The following is a 15,377-nucleotide window of genomic DNA, read 5'->3' as shown; positions in this document are numbered from 1 at the left end:
TCGCTCGCGGCCTCCTCTGTGCATAATAAACGAATACTATTCGTTTTAGCATCCGGATGGACCCATGACCTTCGAACTCGTGCGCTCGACCGGCGCTCCCGCATCCCTTGCCCGCGTGCCCGGAAGCCGCGACGACGCCGAGGCGCTGCGCATCAGCGTGGTGCAGCACGCGTGGCAGCCCGACCGCGCAGCACTCGAAGCGTCGCTGAGCGAAGCCGTCGCCCTCGCGGCGGCCGAGGGCGCCCAGATCGTGTTCCTCCCCGAGCTGACCCTCTCGCGCTACCCGGCCGACACCATCCCGAGCGGCCGCGCCGACGCGCTGGCAGAAGACCTCGAGAGCGGGCCGACGCGTCGCTGGGCTGCAGCCGCGGCTGCGGCGAACGACGTCTTCGTGCACGCGTCGCTCTACCAGCGCACCGGAGACGACGACGGCCGCGGGCTCAACACCGCCATCGTCGTCGCGCCCTCGGGAGAGATCGTCGCGCTGACGCACAAGCTGCACATCCCGGTGACCGCCGGATACTACGAAGACAAGTACTTCCGCGCAGGTCCCGCCGACGACCCGTACCCCGTGCACGTGCTCGCCGAGCTGCGCGGATTGCGCCTCGGGATGCCGACCTGCTGGGACGAATGGTTCCCGGAGGTCGCCCGCGCCTACGGGCTGCAGAACGCGAACGTTGTGGTGTATCCGACCGCCATCGGCTCCGAGCCCGACCATCCGGAGTTCGACACGCAGCCCCTCTGGCGCCAGGTGATCGTCGGGAACGGCATCGCCAACGGCACGTTCATGGTCGTGCCCAACCGGACCGGCGCCGAGACGCGACCCGACGGCACTCCCGGCAACACCTTCTACGGCTCGTCGTTCGTCAGCGACCCGTACGGACGGGTCCTGGCCGAGGCGCCTCGCGATACGCAGGCGGTGCTCGTGGTCGATCTCGATCTGCCGCAGCGCGACGACTGGCTGACCCTGTTCCCGTTCCTCGCCACGCGCCGACCCGACACGTACGACCTGCTCGGGCCGATCCGATGAGCGACCCGACGGCCGGCGGGGCCGACACGGCTGACACGGCCGGAACCGCTCCCGCCTGGCGGATGCCGCACGAGGGCGACCCCCACGAGCGCACCTGGCTCGCGTGGCCCAGCAGCGGATACACGCTCGGCGACACCCCGGCCGACGCCGAGGAGGCCCGCACCACCTGGGCCGCCGTCGCCAACGCCGTGGCCGAGTTCGAGCCCGTCTCCGTCGTCGTCGACCCCCGCGACCGCGACCTCGCCCCGCGCTACCTCTCGGCGTCCATCGAGATCCACGAGGCGGTGCTGGACGATGCCTGGATGCGCGACATCGGGCCCACCTTCGTCCGGTCCACGCGAACGGGCGAGCTCGGCGCCGTCGACTGGATCTTCAACGGCTGGGGCGCACAGGACTGGGCCAACTGGGAGCACGACCGCACGATCGGCGCGCGCGTCGGCTCCTGGGCGGGCGCCTCGCTCATCCCGAGCCGGCTGGTGAACGAGGGAGGCGGCATCCACGTCGACGGCGAGGGCACCGTGCTCGCCACCGAGACCGTGCAGCTCGACCCGGGGCGCAACCCGGACCTGACCCACGCCGACGTCGAAGCCGAGTTCGCCCGCACGATCGGCGTGACCACGACGATCTGGCTGCCGCAGGGCCTCACCCGCGACTCCGAGCGCTACGGCACCCGCGGCCACGTCGACATCGTCGCCGCCTTCGCGCGCCCGGGTGTCGTGCTGCTGCACAGCCAGCGCAACCCCGAGCATCCGGATTTCGAGGTGTCGCGCCGGCTTCGGGCCGTGCTCGAAGGGGCGACGGATGCGGCCGGCCGCGCACTCGAGATCGTCGAGGTTCCGGCCCCCGCCACGCTGCGCGACGAAGACGGCTGGACCGACTACAGCTACATCAACCACCTGCTCGTCAACGGCGGAGTGATCGCCTGCTCCTTCGGCGACGCGAACGACGCCGAAGCCGCGGCCATCCTCGCGGAGGCCTACCCCGGCCGCCGCGTCGTCACCGTCGACGCCCGCCCGCTCTTCGCCCGTGGCGGCGGCATCCACTGCATCACCCAACAGCAGCCCGCAGCCTAGCCGCCAGGCTCCGCCCGCGAGCGATTCGCAATCGAGTACGCTCAAAGTCCCCTTCTCCAACGATGGAGAACGGGACTTTGGGTGTACTCGATTGCGTGCGAGGTCTGAGGACGCCGATCTACGAGATCGCGGCGACCGCAGCCAGAATCGCGTCGATCGAGGCGGACGGTTGCGAGACCATCGAGACGTGGGACGCCTTGACCTCGGTCACGATCGAGCCCGCGCGCTCGGCGAGGCGCCGTTGCACGTCGATCGGAATGGCTTTGTCTTCGGTTCCGAGAACCGCCCAGGAGGGGATCGACTTCCAGGCCGGGGGCCCGGACGGCGTGACGTTGGCGGCGAAGGCGGTCGGCCGCTGGCTCGCGACGATGACCCAACGGTCCGCCTCGGGCAGGTCCTGCGCGAAGCTGGCGTGAACCACCTCCGGCTTGAGATAGGCGTCCCCGTCGCCTTCCGCAGCGCCGGGGAATCCGACGATGTCGAAGATCGTCGCCGGATCGACAGCAACGGCCGAGGTCGAGCCTTCGACGATCGAGACGACCGTCTCGCCTTCGTCTGGGATGAACGCATCCACGTAGACGAGCGCTTTGACGTTGGCCACCGACGAGGCGGCATTGGTGGTCACAGCGCCGCCGTACGAATGACCGGCCAGCACGACCGGGCCGCTCGTGCGCTGCGCCAGGAAGGATGCGATGTATGCGGAGTCGTCCGGCAGGTTGCGGAGCGGATTCGGTGGAACGAGGACCGTGAATCCCTGTGCCTGGAGTGCGACGGTCACCGCGTTCCAACTGGACCCGTCGGCCCAGGCTCCGTGTACGAGGACGATTGTCGGCTTCGTGGAATCAGCCATTGTGATACCTCTTTTCTGGCGGTGGATGATGAGGGGGGATTCCCCCAAGGCGCACGCTACGCGCGCCATCTCGGGCCCACCAGGGGCGCGGGTCGCAGCCGACACGGTTGCCCTATCCGGCGCGGAGGCGGAGGCTAGCAACACCATGACAACCATTCACATGCACACGACGGCGAAGGTGACGCCGGAACAGTTCCTGGCCGCGCTGGTCGATTTCGGGCCCGGGCGCTCGAAGATCTTCAGCAACAGTTCCGACGACTTCGAGACGGTGCACGCGAGCGGCGCGGACTGGGCTGACGTGACCGAAGGCTCCCGGGTCGCCTGGGAGCGCCTGCGGTACGACTGGTCCGATCCGATGCGCGTCACGATGAAGACCACGGACTCCAACATCTGGGGCGGGGCGTCGGGCCACACCTACACGCTCACGCGTCAGAGCGACGGAACCACGGCGGTCGACGTCGTGGTGGTGCGCGACGGGAAGAACGTCAAGGGCCGTCTCGTCGCATCCCTCCTGAAGACCGTGGGCAACGGCGCTCTCTCCAAGGGGCTGACGAGAACGGTCAAAGCGATCGAGGACCGTAACGCCGATCCGAACACGAATACATAGGGAACGGCGCGGGCGGCTCGGGTCGGGTGCGGGAGCTACGCTGGCGGAGCGGGCGGAGCGGCCGCCGCCGCAGCGACGATCGCGGCCGCGGTCTCGCGTCCGACGCGGATCGCGCCGTCGACGTGCTGGTAACCCTTGCCGGCCATGTCGCTGCAGGAGAAGTGGATGGGGCCCACCGGCTCCCGAAGGTCGCTGCCGTATCGCGCGAGTCCGCCCATGTCGAAGCTGGCGGCGTAGGCTCCGCGCGTCCACTCCTCGCTCCCCCAGTCGCTCTCGTAGTAGACGACCGGGCTCAGTGCCGCGTCGCCGTAGTAGTGCGACAGCGATTCCAGGATGCGCGCCTTGCGGTCCTCGGCTGACAACGTGAACACCGCATCCGCCTCCTCATCGGAGACGAACCCGACGAGCGTGCCGCGAGGGTCGCCGTCGTAGCAGTTGTCGTACGCCTCATGCACGATCTCGTACGGGCTGAACGCGGTGCCCGAGTACCCGTCTTCTCGCCAGAACGGCGTCTCGTACACAGCGTGCACCTTGATCACGAAGCCCATCGAGAGGTGCTGGTGCATCTGCTGCTGGCGGCGCGGCAGCGGCGGCTCGTACGTGATCCGGCTGATCAGGATGGGCGGGAGGGCCAGGATCGCGTACCGGGCCCGCACGTCGATCCCGTCCGCAACCGCGGTGACGCCCTGGGCATCCCAGCGCAGAGTGCGCACGGGTGCGGAGAGGTGCACGTCGTCACCGAGCCGAGCGGCCAGTAGCTCGGGAACCTGCTGCAACCCGCCCTTCACACGCTTGTCGAGAATGAAGTCGGCGTCGACCAGGTTCGAGAAGCTCCCCGCCGACGCGGCCATCAGCAGTGCCTGCAGCGCGGAGAACGCGTGCGCCGGCTTGGTCAGCATGGCGCCCGCGATGAACATCCCGATGTTGAGCCTGGCTTCCTCGTCGTCGGTCTGCGTCTCGAGCCAGCGCCGAAACGAGATCTCGTCGAGCTCCTCGGCTTGCGGATGCTCCCACGGCCGGTCGGGGTCGATCTCGGCGACCAGCGCATCCAGCTTCTCGATCAGCGTGAGGATCTCGTGCTCGGTCTGTGCCGCCACGGGAAAGATCTCCCCGGCGAAGGTGCGCCGCTCGCCGGTCGGACTGATGTAGATGTTCAGCCCTTCCCGGTATCGCTCGTACGTTTCGAGTCCGAGTTCGTCGAGCGTCTCGATGAGCGCATCCTGATCGGGCGACACCCACTGGCCGCCGATCTCCAGGGTCGCGCCGTCGATGTCGTTCGTCCACAGCCGTCCGCCGACGCGGTCGCGAGCCTCGAGCACTGCGACACTGAGCCCGGCCTTCTTCAGTTCGGTCGCCGCGGTCAGCCCGGATGCCCCGGCCCCCACGATGACGACGTCACGCTCGATGCTGCCCATGGCCTGCCTGTCCTTCGCCGCAACGGATGCTCAGCCCGATCGTACGGCGCGGGCTCCCGGCGCGCGACTCTGGGTTGCCGAGCGGCAACGAGCTGAAGCACCTCTCGCGAGGCCACTGGCCCGATATGCTCGAACGCGCGATTGACCCCGTCGGTCGAACGCGCGCGATTCACGTGCAGACCGCACCAACGAAAGGCTCGTCATGTCGATCACCCACACGGTCGTCTTCTCGCTCGCGCACCAGCCCGGCTCAGGCGAAGAGGCGGAATTCCTGCAGACCGCTCGAGACACCCTGTCCGCGATCCCCGGCGTTCACGAATTCACGGTGCGGCGCCAGGTCAGCACGTTCAGTTCGCTCGGCTTCCAGTTCTCGATGGTTTTCGACGACCACCCGGCCTACACCGCCTACAACGACCACCCCGCGCACGTCCGGTTCGTCGAGAACCGCTGGAAGCCCGAGGTGACCGAGTTCCAGGAGTTCGACTTCATCGAGGCATAGCGGGATTCACGGTGGACAGCATGGCGAGGGAGGTTTCGGTCGTGGATGTCGGCGCGTATTCGAGGGCGACCGTTCCGGTATAGCCGGCCTCACTGAGACCGTCGAGAACGGCCTCGAAGTCGATGGTTCCGCTCCCGGGCTCGCCTCGGCCGGGCGCGTCGGCGAGTTGAACATGCCCGATGTCGACGACGTATCGTCGGATGACCTCGCTCAGATCCTCCCCGTTGTTGGCGAGGTGGAAGGTGTCGAACAGAAACGCGATCGCATCCCGTCCCGACGCCTCACGGACCCGGTGAACCACCGCTAAAGCATCGGCAGCGGATTCCAGCGGGTACGCACCGTTCAGTCCGCGGCTGAGCGGTTCGATCAGCACCACCCCGCCCAGGTCGCCGAGTACCCGGACCGCGCGCGTGAGATTGGCCGTCGCGGTCCGATCCTGCGCGTCCGGATCCATCCCCGCGATCCGCTGCCCGTAGAGCGCGTTGAACCCGGCGCACCCCGTGCGTCCGGCAACGTCTGCCGCCACTCGAAGCGCGGTGGCGAACTCATCGACCCGAGAGGGATCGGACAGCACTCCCCGCTCTCCCGAAGGCATGTCCCCCGCGTAGAGATTCATCCCGGTGAGTGCCACCCCCGCATCCTCAACCGCCGAGACGAACGCATCGACGTCCGAGGCCGCTGGAGCCGGACCGTTGAACGGCCACCAGCTCTCGACGGCCTCGAAACCCGCCGCGGCCGCCGCGGCAGGACGGTCGAGAAGGTCGACCTCTGTGAACAGCAGTGAGATGTTCGCGGCCAGGGCATACGAGCGCCCGCCGCTGCTCGATATCCTCACAGGACCCAATCCGATCGTCCGGAGAGCCGGTCGACCTGTGTGAGGAGCGCGGTGTGATCGGCATCAGCCCCGCCGGTGATCCGGAGCGCTCCCATCAGCTGTGCGACGACCGCGCCGAGAGGCGCGAAGACACCGCGGTCTCGGGCGGATTCGCTGAAGATTCCGAGGTCTTTGTGGTGCAGGGCCACCCGAAAACCCGGAGCAAAGTTTCCGGACATCATGCTCTCCGCCTTCCGATCGAGGACGGCGCTGCCTGCCAATCCCCCGCGCAGCACGCTGACCGCGGCCCCGACGTCGACGCCGTGCGCCGCCAGGAACACGATGGCCTCGGCGACGAGCTCGATCGTACCGCCGACCAGCAGTTGGTTGGCCGCCTTGACGGTCTGCCCCGCCCCCGACGCGCCGACGTGCACGACCGTCGAACCGACGGCCTCCAAGAGCGGGCGGGCGCGGTCGAATGCCTCGCCGGACCCGCCGACCATGACCGATAGCGATCCCGACACCGCTGCAGCCTCACCTCCGCTGACCGGCGCATCCACGCTCTCGATGCCTCGTTGGCCCGCCTCCGCGCTCAACGCGCGCGCGACATCGGGGCGGATCGTGCTCATGTCGATGAGCAGCGCTCCCTCTGCCACTGAGGCCAATATCCCCGAGTCACCGCGGTACACCGCCGCGACGTCAGGCGAGTCGGGCAGCATCGTGATCACCACCTCCGCCGACGTGACCGCCTCGGCGACGCTGGCGGCGCCGAACCCGCCGACTCCGACGAAGGCGTCCACCTTGTCCACGCTGCGATTGAACCCGACCACCTCATGTCCTGCCCTGAGCAGATTGCGGGCCATCGGCATGCCCATGATTCCCAGTCCGATGAACGCGATCCTCATGCAATCACTTCCTTTTCTGCGACATCCTGCGCCGCCAGCCAGTGACAGGCCGCCTGAACGGCGCCGTCCGTCTCCGCGATCGGTTTCATCGGCGGCATGACCTCCTTGCATATCTGCGTGGCGAACGCGCACCGCGCAACGAACGGGCAACCTGTGTCAGTCGCGCCACCGCTGGCCCGAGCGACGGTGCTCCCAGCCCCCAACCGCTCGCGCCGGTCCTCGCGACGTCGCGACTGATCCTCGGGATCCGGAACGGGCACCGCCTCGAGAAGCATCCGGGTATAGGGATGCTGGGGCCGTTCGCACACGATGTCAGCCGGGCCCTCTTCGACGACACGCCCGCGGTACATCACGATCACCCGGTGGCAGACGTGCTTCACCACCTCGAGGTCGTGGGAGATGAAGAGGTATCCGAGGGAGAGCTCTCGCTGCAGGTCGCGGAGGAGGTTCAGCACCTGAGCCTGAACCGAGAGGTCGAGCGCGCTGACCGCTTCGTCGCAGATGACGAGCTTGGGCGAGAGCATGAGCGCTCGCGCGATCGAGATCCGCTGGCGCTGGCCACCGGAGAACGCGCCGGGGTAGCGGTCGGCTGCCGACGGCGGCAGACCCACTCGCAGCAGCGCCGCCTCGACTGCGGCGGACTTCTCTCGCCTGCTGAGGTGCCGATGGACGAGCAGCGGCTCCTCCAGGGTCTGCCCGATCGTGCGCGACGGATTGAGCGAGGAGTACGGATCCTGGAACACGACCGACAGATCTTCGCTGAGGGAGCGCCGTCGGCCGGCTTTGGCGTGCGTCACGTCTTCGCCCTGGAAGCGGATCCGACCCTCGGCGACCTCCACCATTCCGAGAACGGCATTCGCGAGGGTGCTCTTGCCCGAACCGGACTCGCCGACCAGCCCGACCGTCTCGCCTGCCTCGATCCGCAACGACGCATCGCGGACAGCGGTGGAAGCTGCGCCGCGGCGACTCCGGTACTGGACCGTGAGGTTCTCGACCTCGAGCAATGGGGTTCGGTCGTTCATGCCTTCGCCTCCTCGTATTCACGGCTGCGCTGCACGAGCTCTTCCACTCGGATGCAGCGGCTCAGTCGCCCGTCGCCCGAATCGACCATCGGAATGGCCTCTTCCCGGCAGGCCGCCGTCGCCAGTGGGCAGCGCGGCGCAAAACGGCACCCCCGCGGCCAGTCGGCCGGTGCCGGGACTGTGCCGGCAATCGACGGGAGTTCATCTCCGACTTCCACGCGATGCGGGTCGGACCGGAGCAGCCCGTCGGTGTACGGGTTGAGCGGTCGAGCGATCATCTCGTCCACCCGGGCGTACTCGACGATCTGGCCCGCATACATGACCGCTGCCTGCTGGCAGAGGTCGGCGACGACTCCCCAGTCGTGCGTCACCATCAGGATCGCCAGGTGCTCTTCGCTCTGCAGACGACGCAAGAGGTCGAGGATCTCGGCCTGCACGGTGACATCCAAGGCTGTCGTCGGCTCGTCCGCGATGAGTAGCCGCGGTTCTCCTGCGAGGGCGGCGGCGATCGAGACGCGCTGCGCCATTCCTCCGGACAACTCCCACGGATACTTCCCGGCGACGCCTGCGGGATCAGGCAGGTCGACGAGGGAGAGCAGCTCGAGAACTCTCGCTTTGATCGCTGCGCGGCCCAGCTTCCGGTTCAGACGCACCACCTGCGCGATCTGGTTGCCGACGGTGTAGTTGGGGTCCAGGCTCGCGATGGCCTCTTGCGAGATGACCGCGATCTGGGAGCCGCGGATCCGGCGGTACTCGCCCGCATCCGAACCGATGAGCTCCTTCCCGTCGAGCCGGCACGAGCCTCCGATAATCCGGCCGCCGCCCGTGAGCAGCCCGAGGATCGCCCACGCGGTGACGCTCTTGCCGCACCCGGACTCGCCCACGAGGCCGAGGGACTCTCCCGCGCGCAGCGTGAAGCTGACTCCGTCGACGACCGTGATCTCGCCTGAGCCGTCCGGAAAGGCCACAGTGAGGTTCTCGACCTCGAGGAGGTCGGGAGCGACATCCGAATGGAGGGCCGTTGTCGCTGTCCCGGGCGTGGCCGCTGCAGCAGCCCGAGCCGGCGTCGTCCGGGAATTCCGGCTCTTACGGCGCAGACGTGAGCCGCGAACGCCGGACACGTCGCGGACGGCGTCTCCCAACAGGCCGAACGCCAGCACGCACAGTCCGATCAGCACGCCGGGAGGCACGAGCATCCAGGGGTCCTGCGAGAGCGTGGTCGCCGCGAGGCCCACCATATTGCCCCAGCTGGGCTGCGGATCCTGCACGCCGAGGCCGAGGAAGCCGAGGCCGGTCTCCGTCAGCAACGCCACACCGGCGAACAACGACGCTTGCACGATGATCGGGCCGGAGACTCTCGGCAGGATGTGCCGGGTGAGGATCCGGGGCGTCGAGAGGCCACCCACCCTGGCTGCTGTCACGTAGAGTTCCGGCCGCACCGCGATCGCCGCAGAACGGACGATGCGAATGACGCCAGGCGACCCGAGGATGCCGAGTGCGATCATCGCGACCACCTCGTCGTTGCTGAAGATGGCCAGAACGACGAGGAGCATGATGATGTGCGGGATCGCGAGCAGGATGTCGGTGATCGTCATCACGACGCGGTCGAAGGCGCCGCCCAGATAGCCGGCGGCGAGGCCGGTGGGAACGGAGATCACCAGCAATGTGCCCACTGCGTAGACCACGGCCATGAGGCTCACGCGCCCGCCATAGAGCAACCGGCTCAGGATGTCGCGTCCCAGTGTGTCGCCGCCGAGCAGGTGCTCGGGCGACGGCAGCGAGAGCACGTCCTTGAGATCCTGCTGCAGCGGTCCGTACGGCGCGATGAGCGGGGCGAAGATGACGGCGATCACGACCAGCAGCAGGAATGCGAGCGCCACGATTCCGAGCGGACGCCGTTTCAGGCGCCGCACCAGTCCACGGAACCCGACTGCACCCGAGGTGACCGACGCGCCGTCGGCCGGGATGACGCTCACGACTGCCTCACCCGGGGGTTGAGCCATCCGTAGGCGATGTCGATGATCAGGTTGATCACGATGACCATGAGGGTGAAGAACAGCACGACGCCCTGCAGAGTCGGGAAGTCGTGGCCGTTCGTGGCTGTGAGCGCCGCATTTCCCAATCCGGGCAGCGCGAAGATGTTCTCGACGAGAACAGTGCCGCTCAGCAGTCCGATGAAGAGAAGGCCGAGCGCCGTCACGACGGGAAGTGCCGCGCTGCGCAGTGCGTGCCGGAAGACGATGGTCACCTCCGCGACTCCCTTTGCGCGGAGAGCGCGAATGAACTCGCGGTCCATGACGTCGATCATCGAGTCGCGTGTCAGCTTGGCGATGCCCGCCACGGCGCCGGCGGCCAGCGTGGCCACCGGCAGTACCAGCCCGAGTGCCCACATCCCCGGATCCGTGCCTATGGGCGTGTAGCCGGTCACAGGGAGCAGCCTGAACGTCACACCGAACAGCGTCGCAAGCAGCAGCCCGAGCCAGAAGTTCGGGATCGCGAACCCGAAGAGCGAGATCGCGTCCACGACGCGGCCGAGAAGGCGCCCTCGGAGCGCGCTGGCCACCCCGAGGGCGACTCCGATGATCGCCGAGACGACGACCGTCCCGGCGACCAGCGAGATCGTGACCGGCAGGCGCGCGAGCAGCGTCTCCGCCACCGGAGCCCTGTTGATCGGCGACACCCCGAGGTTGCCGTGGACGACGCCGACGAGCCAGTCCCAGTACTGCTGGTACAGGGGGTGGTTGAGTCCGAGCTCCACGCGGAGCCGTGCGTAGGCCGCCGGGGAGTAGTCCTGACCCAGGATCAGCCTCGCGGCATCTCCCGGGGTCAGGGACTCCAGCACGAACGTCACGATCGAGACGATCAGGATCAGCGGTACCGACAGGGCAAGCCGCTTCAGAATCAGGCGGATCACGAGTTCCTTGCCTTCCTTGTTGAGCTGACGTCCGTCGGCCTACGCGGCAGGCTTCCACCAGGTCGGGTTGCTCGTGCCGTTGCCCGCCGAGAGCTCGACACCCGCGATCTGAGGCCGCGAGTACATCACGCTGTCGATGAAGCTGATCGGCGCGACCCACGCGATGTCCATGAGACGCTGCTCCATCTGCTGGTCGAGCTTCTTACGCTCCGCGTCGGGAGCGGCAGCAGCCTGCTGGTACAGCGACAGGAGCTCTTCGTCCGACGACTTGAAGGGGTTGAACTGGGCCGTCGGCAGGAAGAGGAACTGGCCTTCGAAGAACATCGAACCGGCCCCCAGATACATGGCCGCGGAGGCATACTTGCCGCCCCAGAGGTCGTGGTAGTAGGACGTGTCAGGGTTCTCCGTGACGACGTTCAGCTTGATGCCCACCTTCTCGAGCTCGCCTGCCATCGCTTGCGTGTAGATGTTCCGGCTGTGCGCATTGGTAGCGACCGCATCCAGCGTGAACCCGTTCGGGTAGCCGGCCTGAGCCAGCAGCTTCTTGGCTTTCGCGGGGTCATAGGGGTAAAGCGTCTTGTTGATCCAGCCGTCCTGGCCCTTGATGACCGTTTGGTCGGTCGGAGTTCCGTAATCGCCGAAGAGCGCCTTGGTGAGCGTCTTGCGGTCGAGTGCGTAGTTGATCGCTTGGCGCACCCGCACGTCCGAGAGTTCCTTGCTGATCGCACCGTCTCGGTCCAGCATGAGCAGGCCGACGAAGATGCCCGGCGAGACCGACACGTTGAGTCCGGCGCTCTTTGCCGCCGGCGCCGTCGAGTTGTCGGCGAAGGCAACGTCGATCTGTCCCGACTTGACAGCGTTGAGAAGACTGGTCGGATCGGCGATCACCTTGAGGACCACCTTCTTGTAGTGAACCGCTTTCGGGTTCCAGTAGTGCGGGTTCTGAACGTAGGTGTAGTGGTCGCCGGTCACCGTCTCGGATGCGTCGAGCTGGTATTGGCCCGCGCCGTCGGTGCTCGTTGCGAGCGCCTGCGGGTTCTCGAGGGCCTTCGGGCTGATCACGAACCCCGTCTGGTTCTGCGCGCTGAGGAGCGCAGGGATCGTCGGGTCGGGCGTCGCCGACGTCACCTCGACGCTCAACGGGCCGGTGACCGCCATGGTCTTGCCTGCGAAATAGCTCGGGTTCACGCTGTGCGCGGCCATGTAGTCGAAGCTCTGCTTGACTCCTTCGGCCGTCATCGTCGTGCCGTCGGCGAACTTGACGCCACTGCGCAGCGTCAGATCGAAGACCGTGCCGGGAACCTTGTAGCCGAACTTCGTTGCAAGGCCGGGTCCGTAGGATCCGTCCGCTTCGAAGGTGATGAGCGTGTCGTAGGCGATCTCGGTCTGAGAGACCCAGCTGGCCGCGGGGTCGAGACTGGTGCGGCCGCTCAGCGACGGCGCTCCGATGTTGAGCACGTCGCCGACCGTCGAGTCAGTCGACGCGGAGGATGCCGTCTTAGCGCCGGTGCAGCCGGTCACCGCCAGTGCGACCGCGGCGATGGCCGCGATAGCCGCGACGCCCTGTCGGCGTCGGGTGCGTACGAGGGTGTTACGTGATGCCATTGTCTTTACCTTTCGACTTTGAAGAGGTGACGCGGTTCTTACTGATCAGCGACCGATGACTCGATCCGAGACGGCGTGCGCCTCGATCCAGGCCCAGTCGTAACTCACTCCGAGTCCCGGGCCGTCGGGAACGGCCACGCAGCCGTCCGCCGGGTCGATGGCCGTGAGGTCTTCGACGTAGTCGCCGGTATAGACCGGCGGCATCAAAGGATTGCCCAGCTCCGGGTCGAGCAGTCCCAGTTCGTAGTAGTTCGTGTTGCGGATGGCGGCCATGCAGTGCCGCTGGGCCGGTCCGGCAGCGTGAACTTCGAGATCCATGCCCAGCGCTTCGGCGGCCCGCGCGGTCTTCATGACGCCTGTGATACCCATGTCGAGCTCCGGGTCCCCCCGGAGGAAGTCGGTAGCTCCCGCGATGGCCAGATCGATGCGCTGATCGAGGCCGCGCACGAATTCGGTGATCAACAGGGGCGTGCGCACCTTGTCGCGGAGGATCCGATGAGCGTGGGCGGAGTCCCCGCGAACCGGGTCCTCCCACCAATACGCGCCCGTCTCATCGCACGCCCAGCCGAGCTGCAGCGCATCGGCAAGGGTCGGGAGACCCTTTCCGGGGTCGGTCATGAAGGCCGCCCGGCCGCCGATCCGATCGGCGACCGCTCGCAGGACCTCGATCTCACCCGCCAGGTCGGCGTTGCGGTAGCCGTGGAACTTATAGGCACGGGCTCCGTACTCGACGCAGTGCTGCGCGAAGTCGGCATAGGCTTCGCCCGATCCGAGCGTCCCCTCGCCCTTCACGCCGCCGATCGTGCTGACGTAGGCGGGCAGCCGGTCACGGAAACCACCGAGAAGAGCCCAGATCGGTTGTCCGACGCCCTTTCCGGCGAGATCCCACAGGGCGATGTCGAGAGCGCCGTAGCCGATGCGGTCATTCTTGGCGAGAGTCCTGTTGACCTGGTCCCACAGGTGCTCCCTCCGTCGATAGTCCTGGCCGACCAGCAGCTGCGCGGCGGCGTGCACCTGGGGAACAGCGAGCGGTGGGGCGCTCCACAGGGCGACGTACCCGCCTTCGGTCCCGTCGTCCGCGGTGATGCGCACCCCGAACTTGGTCGAGGTGCGGCCTCCGCTGCCGGGAATCTCGAACGAGAACTCCGTGATTCGCACGGAAGCGATGGTGGTGCCGCTCATGCGTACTCACCCGGCGCGTGGATCCAGTCGGACTCGGCGCCCTCCCACTGCCGCATACCGTCGGTGACGGCACGGAGGCGCTCCATCGTCGCACCGTCGTAGTGGCCGAGCGACAACCCGTCGCAGCCTGCTTCGACGGCGGCCCTGACGCTGTTGCGCAGCGTCTCGGACGTCGCGTTGGGGCGGACTCCGAGTGCGGCGATCAACGGCTTCTCGTAGCCGAGAGCGCGCCGCGCCTTCATGAGCTTCGCACGCTTGACGGCGACACCCTCCGGCGTGCCGAGCTGATCGGAGTAGTCGGACTCGCGTACCGAGTCGACGTACGAGAACGCGGACGTGAAGTTCAAGCCGGCCAGCTCGGGCTGCGCCATGTACGTGTTGTAGCGGAAGTCGATACCGGGCCGTGCGTCGTGCGCGGCCTCCGTGACCAGCTTGAAGAGCTCGTCCACGCTGCGGCGCCGGAACTGGAGCCAGGTCGTCAGCGCGGTGTTCTCGAGCAGAAGCTCGCCTTCGCTGTAGTTGCTCTCGCGCAGCAGCTGCGCCTCGTGCGCCTCTTCGAGGTCACGCCCCGAGGAGACGAGGTTGAGGTGGCGCAGTTCGTGGACGATGTCGTCCCAGTCCAGGCCTTCCGCGATCGCCTTGCGCTTGCACGAGTCGCAGAAGCACCCGCCCGTCGTGGTCGCCAGGAGCGCGCTCCAGCCGGCCGACGCCACGGTGGAGTTCAGCGTGTTGCTCGCTGAATAGCCCGATCCGAACATCACCAGACAGGTCTGGATGTAGTCGATGTCGTGGTTCAGCACGAGGTCGCGGATGAGCGAGACCAAGTACTCCTGGACGTCCGGGTTGTTGAGGCACGGGAGCGCCCGCTGCGCCTCGCGGGCTTCGAAGGGTCCGACGGTGTTGCCGAAGACGTCGCGCTGGAGAACGTCGGGGAACTGCTCCCGCGCGATCTGTGCATCGATGATCGTGTGCGAGATCTCGCACCCCGTCTTCATTCCCCGGGAGCGGGCCTCCCCGATCAGGTGGTCGAGCCAGTCGGTACCGGAGAGGAAGTCGCGGTCACTCTGGAGTGGCTTGATCCGGCCCGTGTACACGTCGGCACGTGGCGTCCAGTAGACACGGCTGTCTTCGGGGGCATAGTACTTGCGCACCGGGTTGTGGGGATAGAAGCGCGCATGCAACGGGCGCTTCTCCTTGTGCATCAACCCCACGAGGTAGGCGGAGTTGACTCCGGCCAATCCCTGGAGGTTGTCGAGGCAACGTTCGACTGTCTCGTCCGCGAGGTCCCACGCATACAGGCTCGCCGCGATTTCACTCAGCGCCATTGATGAACTCCGTTCCGTGAGCGTTCGTGGCTCACGTGCTGTTTGATGTCGACCATAAACACGCGCACAACTACCTGTCAATAAGTTTTGCCATACAAAACCATCTTTACGTCATTTATCACTTGGGATAGTCTCT

Annotated in this window: 14 protein-coding genes; 4 read left to right on the top strand and 10 right to left on the bottom strand. The window is 67.1% G+C overall.

Annotated features, from left to right (window positions below):
• Nucleotides 1-64 precede the first annotated feature (64 nt).
• Nucleotides 65-1,030 carry a nitrilase-related carbon-nitrogen hydrolase gene (locus tag ACFVV0_RS04360; RefSeq protein ID WP_387058722.1) on the top strand — a complete coding sequence of 322 codons (966 nt, stop codon included), beginning with the start codon at nucleotides 65-67 and terminating at the stop codon, nucleotides 1,028-1,030.
• Nucleotides 1,027-2,103 carry an agmatine/peptidylarginine deiminase gene (locus ACFVV0_RS04355; protein ID WP_387058720.1) on the top strand — a complete coding sequence of 359 codons (1,077 nt, stop codon included), beginning with the start codon at nucleotides 1,027-1,029 and terminating at the stop codon, nucleotides 2,101-2,103. The genes ACFVV0_RS04360 and ACFVV0_RS04355 overlap by 4 nt, the downstream gene beginning before the upstream one ends.
• 118 nt (nucleotides 2,104-2,221) lie before the next feature.
• Here the strand turns inward: ACFVV0_RS04355 and ACFVV0_RS04350 are convergent, their stop codons facing one another.
• Entirely contained in the window at nucleotides 2,222-2,953 is a 732-nt protein-coding gene (locus tag ACFVV0_RS04350) for an alpha/beta fold hydrolase (protein ID WP_387058717.1), read from the bottom strand.
• A 145-nt stretch (nucleotides 2,954-3,098) separates the two neighbouring features.
• Between ACFVV0_RS04350 and ACFVV0_RS04345 the strand changes: the two genes are divergently transcribed.
• Complete coding sequence (locus ACFVV0_RS04345; protein ID WP_387058715.1) at nucleotides 3,099-3,560, top strand: hypothetical protein; 462 nt, start codon at nucleotides 3,099-3,101, stop codon at nucleotides 3,558-3,560.
• Nucleotides 3,561-3,595: 35 nt separating this feature from the next.
• Here the strand turns inward: ACFVV0_RS04345 and ACFVV0_RS04340 are convergent, their stop codons facing one another.
• The gene (locus ACFVV0_RS04340) at nucleotides 3,596-4,975 is read right to left on the bottom strand and encodes a flavin monoamine oxidase family protein (RefSeq protein WP_387058712.1); all 1,380 of its coding nucleotides are present in this window, start codon (nucleotides 4,973-4,975) and stop codon (nucleotides 3,596-3,598) included.
• A 202-nt stretch (nucleotides 4,976-5,177) separates the two neighbouring features.
• On the opposite strand from ACFVV0_RS04340, the gene ACFVV0_RS04335 reads away from it, so the two are divergent.
• The gene (locus ACFVV0_RS04335; protein ID WP_387058709.1) at nucleotides 5,178-5,474 is read left to right on the top strand and encodes a Dabb family protein; all 297 of its coding nucleotides are present in this window, start codon (nucleotides 5,178-5,180) and stop codon (nucleotides 5,472-5,474) included.
• Here ACFVV0_RS04335 and ACFVV0_RS04330 read toward each other — a convergent pair.
• From ACFVV0_RS04330 to ACFVV0_RS04295, 8 genes are read right to left on the bottom strand one after another with little or no spacing between them, the layout of a single operon-like run.
• Nucleotides 5,461-6,309 carry a hydroxypyruvate isomerase family protein gene (locus tag ACFVV0_RS04330; RefSeq protein WP_387058706.1) on the bottom strand — a complete coding sequence of 283 codons (849 nt, stop codon included), beginning with the start codon at nucleotides 6,307-6,309 and terminating at the stop codon, nucleotides 5,461-5,463. The two genes, ACFVV0_RS04335 and ACFVV0_RS04330, sit on opposite strands and share 14 nt — an antisense overlap.
• Nucleotides 6,306-7,193, bottom strand: coding sequence for an NAD(P)-dependent oxidoreductase (locus tag ACFVV0_RS04325; RefSeq protein ID WP_387058703.1), 888 nt, complete (start codon nucleotides 7,191-7,193; stop codon nucleotides 6,306-6,308). Before ACFVV0_RS04325 ends, ACFVV0_RS04330 begins: the two co-directional genes overlap by 4 nt.
• Nucleotides 7,190-8,215, bottom strand: a complete 1,026-nt coding sequence (locus tag ACFVV0_RS04320) for an ABC transporter ATP-binding protein (protein WP_387058700.1) — start codon at nucleotides 8,213-8,215, stop codon at nucleotides 7,190-7,192. The genes ACFVV0_RS04325 and ACFVV0_RS04320 overlap by 4 nt, the downstream gene beginning before the upstream one ends.
• Nucleotides 8,212-10,191: a dipeptide/oligopeptide/nickel ABC transporter permease/ATP-binding protein gene (locus ACFVV0_RS04315; protein WP_387058697.1), complete on the bottom strand. Its 1,980-nt coding sequence runs from the start codon at nucleotides 10,189-10,191 to the stop codon at nucleotides 8,212-8,214. Before ACFVV0_RS04315 ends, ACFVV0_RS04320 begins: the two co-directional genes overlap by 4 nt.
• Nucleotides 10,188-11,129 (bottom strand): ABC transporter permease, encoded by a 942-nt coding sequence (locus ACFVV0_RS04310; RefSeq protein WP_387058695.1) that lies wholly within the window; start codon nucleotides 11,127-11,129, stop codon nucleotides 10,188-10,190. Before ACFVV0_RS04310 ends, ACFVV0_RS04315 begins: the two co-directional genes overlap by 4 nt.
• A 39-nt stretch (nucleotides 11,130-11,168) precedes the next feature.
• The gene (locus ACFVV0_RS04305) at nucleotides 11,169-12,734 is read right to left on the bottom strand and encodes an ABC transporter substrate-binding protein (RefSeq protein ID WP_387058692.1); all 1,566 of its coding nucleotides are present in this window, start codon (nucleotides 12,732-12,734) and stop codon (nucleotides 11,169-11,171) included.
• 45 nt (nucleotides 12,735-12,779) lie between these two features.
• Nucleotides 12,780-13,916 carry an enolase C-terminal domain-like protein gene (locus ACFVV0_RS04300; protein WP_387058689.1) on the bottom strand — a complete coding sequence of 379 codons (1,137 nt, stop codon included), beginning with the start codon at nucleotides 13,914-13,916 and terminating at the stop codon, nucleotides 12,780-12,782.
• On the bottom strand, nucleotides 13,913-15,241 hold the full coding sequence (locus ACFVV0_RS04295) for a hypothetical protein (RefSeq protein ID WP_387058686.1): 1,329 nt from the start codon (nucleotides 15,239-15,241) through the stop codon (nucleotides 13,913-13,915). The genes ACFVV0_RS04300 and ACFVV0_RS04295 overlap by 4 nt, the downstream gene beginning before the upstream one ends.
• Nucleotides 15,242-15,377: the final 136 nt, after the last annotated feature.

It is taken from the genome of Leifsonia sp. NPDC058230 (assembly GCF_042882245.1).
Taxonomy (GTDB): Bacteria; Actinomycetota; Actinomycetes; order Actinomycetales; family Microbacteriaceae; genus Leifsonia.
Note: the sequence above shows the minus strand (reverse complement) of the source record. Positions and strands in the feature narration are given on the sequence as shown.

Bases quoted from the DNA above. Each gene is read 5' to 3' on its own strand.
- ACFVV0_RS04335 (WP_387058709.1), top strand. From the start codon at position 5,178: ATGTCGATCACCCACACGGTCGTCTTCTCGCTCGCGCACCAGCCCGGC.
- ACFVV0_RS04340 (WP_387058712.1), bottom strand. From the start codon at position 4,975: ATGGGCAGCATCGAGCGTGACGTCGTCATCGTGGGGGCCGGGGCATCC.
- ACFVV0_RS04345 (WP_387058715.1), top strand. From the start codon at position 3,099: ATGACAACCATTCACATGCACACGACGGCGAAGGTGACGCCGGAACAG.
- ACFVV0_RS04325 (WP_387058703.1), bottom strand. From the start codon at position 7,193: ATGAGGATCGCGTTCATCGGACTGGGAATCATGGGCATGCCGATGGCC.
- ACFVV0_RS04355 (WP_387058720.1), top strand. From the start codon at position 1,027: ATGAGCGACCCGACGGCCGGCGGGGCCGACACGGCTGACACGGCCGGA.
- ACFVV0_RS04295 (WP_387058686.1), bottom strand. From the start codon at position 15,241: ATGGCGCTGAGTGAAATCGCGGCGAGCCTGTATGCGTGGGACCTCGCG.
- ACFVV0_RS04300 (WP_387058689.1), bottom strand. From the start codon at position 13,916: ATGAGCGGCACCACCATCGCTTCCGTGCGAATCACGGAGTTCTCGTTC.
- ACFVV0_RS04360 (WP_387058722.1), top strand. From the start codon at position 65: ATGACCTTCGAACTCGTGCGCTCGACCGGCGCTCCCGCATCCCTTGCC.
- ACFVV0_RS04320 (WP_387058700.1), bottom strand. From the start codon at position 8,215: ATGAACGACCGAACCCCATTGCTCGAGGTCGAGAACCTCACGGTCCAG.
- ACFVV0_RS04350 (WP_387058717.1), bottom strand. From the start codon at position 2,953: ATGGCTGATTCCACGAAGCCGACAATCGTCCTCGTACACGGAGCCTGG.
- ACFVV0_RS04305 (WP_387058692.1), bottom strand. From the start codon at position 12,734: ATGGCATCACGTAACACCCTCGTACGCACCCGACGCCGACAGGGCGTC.